The following is a 6,167-nucleotide window of genomic DNA, read 5'->3' on the forward strand; positions in this document are numbered from 1 at the left end:
CCCTACCACCGCGCTTCCGCGTGAATCTTGCCAGTAGAGACCTGGTTGAGCGCCTGCTTCAACTCCGTGAGCACTTCGAATGACAGTGCCGTATTGAAGTATGCGAGGTGGTTAATATGAAGTTGGTCGGACTCAATTAAACGGATGAGTGCAATTACGTCCTCGGGGGTGAACCCGCCATCGATGATGTAGGCGGATGAGCCAACCACGTCGAGCGTATATCCGTCGAGTTCAACTTGTTTGACCTCTGGGGTGAGTCCGTAACCGTCGTGAACCGCCCAGGTTGTGAGCATGACCGTTTTCGCGGGCGCGTTATCGAAATTCAAGCGCTCTAATGGATCAATATTGAACAATCCCTCGTCCGGATTGAAAGATTCCAGCCGGTCGATTTCATCCTGCTCTGGAGTGACTAGCGTGTAGTGCTTAAAGCCGTAGTCGATGCTCGCGCCGGTGTCTTGAGCGATCTTGTCCGCTGCGAGTTCGATGCGCTTGCGCCCGATCTCATCGATGGTAGAGAATCCTTGGGCGAGAGCATTGCGCCCAGTGTCATTTTTATCCGTGATCGGCTCCGCAATCTGGACAGTGATCATGCGCCGGTTCGCCCCGTCTCGGGCGTTAAGTGCCATGACCGCGTGTGCGGTAGACGATGAGCCAGAGAAGAAATCGAGAACGGTGTCTCCGTCCTTGGCAACAAACGAAAGCAACTGGGTAAGAAGGCTCACCGGCTTGGGGTTAGTAAAAACCTTCACGCCCCCGAACAATTCTCGAACCTCGTTCGCCCCCGTGCGACTATCCAGATTAATCACGCTCGGGAGTTTCACCGCGTACTCGTGCGCGTAGACCTTTAATTCCACGATCTTGTTCTCATCTGCGCCGAAGATGATCTTCTCCTGGTCTAGGAGTTCGCGCATGGTCGATTCGGGGAAGCGGTAACCCATCATGGGCTGCGTTGTGGGCTTGCCCGTTTCAGGGTGAATCACGTCGTAGCGGTATCCCTCTTTACCGGGGTTGTGAACGGAACGACTGCCCTGGTAGATGCCTTCCTGGTCGATGTATTTGTAATTATCGAGTTCACCCATTTCCTGGCGGTGCGCTCGCAACCATGCTGAATACTCAGCCTGAAGACGGTCAGTTTCCCCGTACTTCTCGATGAGTTCCTCACCCTTGGCAACGAGCATGTCTTTAATTGCACTTTCGGGTGAGCGCCAAACCTCTTCGACCACGCGCTCATCCTTGGCGAACACGACAATGTACTCATGCTCTTCAGCGACTCGGGAGGGGTTGTTATCTGTGGCATTTTTCCAAACAATCGTTCCCAGCCGGTTCTGTTCTCCGAACACGTCACTATCGAGCAGCAGTTGCAGGTTGCTGAGTTCGTTTCCATCGATGGAGATGAAAATAACCCCGTCATTGCTTAAGAGGTTTCGAGCGAGCACAAGACGGGGAAGCATGAACGTCAGCCACGCCGAGTGAGAAGCCTTGCCGTGCAGGTCAAGAATGTGCAGCGCTTCTTCGCGGGAAACCCCGATGAGTTCTTCCAAGTCTTTAGGCGTGAAATCGAACGAATCTACGTAGGCGAAATCGTCCTTGCCGGTATTGTAGGGAGGATCGATGTAAATGCACTTCACCTTCCCCCTATACGACTTCGCCAGGTGCTTGAGAGCATCCAGGTTATCGCCGGTGATGTAAATATTCTCGCTATCAGCATTGCGCTCATCGTTGTTGTGCTCTTCATCGGGAACGAGCACAGTTTCCGTTTCTAGAGAAGCCAAAAGACGCGCGTATGACTTGCCGAGGAAGTTGAGTTCATACGACTCGCGAGAAAGTTCCACCTGCTCTTCTTGAAGCATGTTCTGAAACTTCTCCATCTTGAAGTTTCCATCTTCATCGAAGTAGTGGGGCAACGCTTCCATGAGAACATCAATCTCGAAGTCCTTAGGCGTTGCATCTTCATTGTGCTGTTGCGCATCTCTGATCATGAATTGTCCTTAATTCCGCTGATGTGATTTATGCCTTCGATTCTTTCATAGTTTGCACTGCCAGTTTCCGAAGTCTGACGAATCGTGTTCAGGGCAGGTCAGAGTGTGTTTCAAACTGGCGCGCACCGAAGTGGATTATGAGCGGGAGCGGGAGAAGTACCACACCTACTATGTCGAACACATGTTCTTGACAATTCGTGCAAAACGGCACTACCGTACCAAGCGGTCTATTTGCAGAAGGAGAACATGTGGACAAGCCGAAAAAGAAGCGCCCCTCGATAGACGAACTCATCCCAATAGCGATGATCGACACTGATGACGGGATTGACTACGACTGGATCTGTGATCTGATCAACGAACTGCGTGTAGGCGCAGGGTTAGAGCCACTTTCACACGAGGAACTCAATGCCGATCCGAGCGGGGATTAATCCCACCAGCGCGAGTGGGAACAACTTCTACTTGCGCCCTGATTCGCCCACACTTGCTATGTAGGTTCGTCTTGATTGAACGCGACCTTCTCCCATGGAAACGCCCGCGCCCTCCCATCCAAAGCGCGATACTTCCACACCTCAAAACAGCGCCATGAAGTACCCTCACTTACTACGTGAAAACAACACCTACTAAGTGATAAAAATGACCATTGACATGCACAAACACCCTGCACTATGGTTCTGAAACCGTTGGCACAACCCAGTGCTAACAACCCAAGTCAAAGGAGAACCATTTGGGAGAAATTTTATCTGATGCAGTAATGCAAGTGATGACCCCAACAGTGCAGTGGTATGACAAGGAAGCACTCGCACATATAAGCAAATATGCCGATGACTACACCGGCGAGATCATCGACCGTCACGGCACAATCCATCGTGGGTGTATTGGGCTGATCCACTACATCCCGGAGGAAGCCTACGAGCGCCCGTGGTGGCGTGAAACGGACTACCCACTGAAAGGCTGCATTAACCGCCTAGTGGATTCTGGGTGGATCAAGCGTATGGACGGTGAAGAACTTGATGGAGCGCTGCTTCTCAACACATCGCGCCTGGTGCGCTTGATGGACATTGCAGAAACAGAAATGGCGCAAAACCAGCACGTTATCAACTACGAGTACCTTCCTGATGGCACTGTGGTGGAACCGCCATGTGAGGATTTCTCAGACCCGTTATTTCTACCTTTCATTCGATGGGCGGATAGCGAGTTTGCAGACGATTTCGCGCACACCTTGGCTGATGACGTGACCGAAGCAACCGCGCGCTTGCTCGACGCACACACCGAGATTGAGCGTGACCATTCATGGCAAGAATCGAATCCTGATCGCTGGACTCGTGCCATTTTGGATTGGAAGGATCACTACCTCGAAGACGGCACCTTCCGTATCCCTGAGCAGTGGAAGGTGAACGCTCATGATTGCTAATCCGAACCCGAACATTTCTGCTGGGATGATGCGCGCGGAGATTGATTTTTGGCGCGATGATAACAACACACCGGAGTTTTTGGTACTTATCGAACCGCGCGATAACCCGCTGATCACGCTGCTACAAGTAGCGAAACTGCACACGGTGAAACCGTGGCAGGGAGTGGACGTGACCGTGGGGGACGTGCCGGACGAGTCGCAAACCTTCATGGCGTTTACCTATACGGGAAGCCGTGATTCGTTTTGGGATGGGCTGATGCGCTTGACTGAAGCGGTGATCATGGCTGCGATGGAGATTGACGATGATCGCCTGCCTGGACAGCGCGCGTATGCGCGAATGTTGCGTGAGTTCGAATTACCGCCGCTTGATCTGTTGCCAGAAATCGTGATTGATGATGATGGTGAAGTCTGCGGAGATCCCGCATGGAAGGAAATGATGTAGTCGGTTGAGCGTGTGTGTGTGGGGGGCGCTCGTGTCATGGAAAATCGCATAGAAAGCGTGTGTGATTTAACGCCGATTTGCCGGGTTAGAAATTGCAGGGTGAATAAGTTTGTCCAGAGGGTAGGTTTCGTCCCGCGAGCGGGGCGTGTAGCGGGCGATTTGAGGGCGTGGTAATTACGTGGGCGAGCGCGAAACCCGCGCGGGGAGGAAGGGGGTTTGGGGGTTAGAGGGGAAATGAAAGGGAACTACATAGCCCAGCGCAACCAGCGTGAACAGTGCGCGAAATCTTCTGCAATTGAAAGTTGACTACCTGAATCGGAAAAGAAGTGCCACAGAAGACTTTGGGATTACGCAATCAACCTTTCTGATTTGTCCTTCGAAAAGAATGACTTCAACCGTTACTCAATTGGAACTGCATCGCACCGATTCGTGTTGTGTCCTTATCAATTCCTAGAGGGGCTAGTTTTTAATAAATAGTTTTTGATAGAGAGTTTTGATGAGTAGTGGTAATTGAGTTCCAATTCATTAAGTTTTTTTTAATGGTAGTAAATAATGATTGGTATTAATAGGTAGTTATTAATAAGTAGTTGGACCTCCTCATGTGGGTACCCCCACCCACACAGCGTGGGTACCCCCACTCTCCTCATGTGGGTACCCCCACCCACACAGCGTGGGTACCCCCACCCTCCTCATGTGGGTACCCCCACCCTCCTCATGTGGGTACCCCCACCCACACAGCGTGGGTACCCCCACCCTCCTCATGTGGGTACCCCCACCCACACAGCGTGGGTACCCCCACCCACACAGCGTGGGTACCCCCACCCACATGAGGAGGGGGGCAGGGCGATCAGGTGAAGGTATTTCGGAGAACATCGGTGCCGTCAGTAGTGCGCGCCAGCGATCTATGAGTGCATGAAACCTCCACGCTCCTCCGCGCTTGTCAGCATCTTTACGAAGATGTGTTCACTTATGTTAATATAGGGAAACCCTAATAAAATAGAAAGACTGTTAATTATGACTAATAAGAAGATTGAACAAGAATCTACCGCTAACCAGTGGGTTACCGTCGCGCAACTCAGCGCGCAATTTAACGTCAGCGATTCAACGATCCGCAGGTGGCTGCGTCGCTATGGCAATGTTCGCTACTTCCGTGAGTCGAACACCTTGCGCATCAACAGTGCCGACTTTGATGCGCTAGTTAACAGCCTGGTCGAAAAGACCATGAGCGAAGCAAGTGAGAAGAGGTAGCATCATGGGAAAAGTTCTACAAGAAAAATTTATAGAAGTTGGCGATCTCATACCCGGACTTACGGGGGAACAGAAATGGGCTATCCTCCAGTCGCTCGGAAACGTTGATGATGACACCTGGGAAGAGTTTGATGAAGAGCGTAATCGCCAGAACAGAATTGGCTCGCACATGTTCAAATCCAAGAACACTTTGGGAAAAGAACAGGGGAAGAGCAAAACCACGATGGAGCGGTGGTTTAAGCAGTGGTGCGAGATGGGGCTGTGGGCGGATGCGCGCGACGTTGAAGGACTTGAAAATGATCGAATCTATAACTCGTATTACGGTCATGTCCCAGAGAACCAACGTCCTACCCATTTCGTCTTTAACGTGACATGGATGTGTAATCTCCTCGATCTCAGAGCAAGCATGAAGTCGCACCGGATTAGCGATGTTCAAGATGAGCGGGTGCAGGCGCTTGCAAAAATAGCGTTGACTCATCCGGAAGAGAGTATGAATTCCCCGCGTACAACGTCATTTTTGAAGGACTTCAAGCCCAGAATTCTTGAGAGTTTGGATCTTAATGATGATCCTCCCGAGAGGTGGGAAGACTTGTATGAACCAAAAAAAGAAAGCGCCTGGGCGGGCGCTGGAGCGAAAGTCGAAACAAGCAAAGCCGAACTTTCTACTTTCGACTATACCACACTTGAACAGAAATTCGCAAAACAACAACAGCGCTACGATAAATACTCAAACCTCGCCTATGAACTACCCTTGCGTCTAGAGTTTGCAGACCCCGAAGATGAGTCCAAACGTCTTGAGTTGGTGCTGGGCGAAGAGCATATTAACGAGGATGGTCACTTAGACCCCACCCTCCTGAAGGGAAATCCAGGAGTAAAGATGCTAAAGCAGCGAGCAGCAGTCCTCCAGAACGAGGTAGAAAAGCAGCGATTACAGCGCGGTGAGGGCGAGGTTGAGGTAAACACGTTCATGGCTGACTGGGATAATGACAGTCCAGACGAAGTTGAAGAAGGGACCTGACCCCTGTTTGGTAGACACCTGATATCCAGCCCAGTTGGGTTGGGAAGAAAGGTAATCTACCACCATGCC

General features: G+C 51.3%; 6 protein-coding genes. 5 read left to right on the forward strand and 1 reads right to left on the reverse strand.

What is annotated here, in order from left to right; translation table 11 throughout:
* Positions 1 to 2: 2 nt before the first annotated feature.
* Positions 3 to 1,979, reverse strand: coding sequence for a site-specific DNA-methyltransferase (locus QP999_RS12735; RefSeq protein ID WP_284828490.1), 1,977 nt, complete (start codon positions 1,977 to 1,979; stop codon positions 3 to 5).
* A 248-nt stretch (positions 1,980 to 2,227) separates the two neighbouring features.
* On the opposite strand from QP999_RS12735, the gene QP999_RS12740 reads away from it, so the two are divergent.
* The 5 genes from QP999_RS12740 (at position 2,228) to QP999_RS12760 (ending at position 6,098) form a co-directional block, all read left to right on the forward strand.
* On the forward strand, positions 2,228 to 2,407 hold the full coding sequence (locus QP999_RS12740) for a hypothetical protein (RefSeq protein ID WP_284828489.1): 180 nt from the start codon (positions 2,228 to 2,230) through the stop codon (positions 2,405 to 2,407).
* Between the two features lie 296 nt (positions 2,408 to 2,703).
* The gene (locus QP999_RS12745; RefSeq protein ID WP_175975111.1) at positions 2,704 to 3,390 is read left to right on the forward strand and encodes a hypothetical protein; all 687 of its coding nucleotides are present in this window, start codon (positions 2,704 to 2,706) and stop codon (positions 3,388 to 3,390) included.
* Positions 3,380 to 3,832 (forward strand): hypothetical protein, encoded by a 453-nt coding sequence (locus tag QP999_RS12750; RefSeq protein WP_101732515.1) that lies wholly within the window; start codon positions 3,380 to 3,382, stop codon positions 3,830 to 3,832. Before QP999_RS12745 ends, QP999_RS12750 begins: the two co-directional genes overlap by 11 nt.
* 1,014 nt (positions 3,833 to 4,846) lie before the next feature.
* Complete coding sequence (locus tag QP999_RS12755; RefSeq protein ID WP_070569082.1) at positions 4,847 to 5,080, forward strand: helix-turn-helix domain-containing protein; 234 nt, start codon at positions 4,847 to 4,849, stop codon at positions 5,078 to 5,080.
* A gap of 4 nt (positions 5,081 to 5,084) precedes the next feature.
* On the forward strand, positions 5,085 to 6,098 hold the full coding sequence (locus QP999_RS12760) for a hypothetical protein (RefSeq protein WP_284848435.1): 1,014 nt from the start codon (positions 5,085 to 5,087) through the stop codon (positions 6,096 to 6,098).
* Positions 6,099 to 6,167 lie beyond the last annotated feature (69 nt).

It is taken from the genome of Corynebacterium sp. MSK004, assembly GCF_030232515.1.
Taxonomy (GTDB): domain Bacteria; phylum Actinomycetota; class Actinomycetes; order Mycobacteriales; family Mycobacteriaceae; genus Corynebacterium; species Corynebacterium hesseae.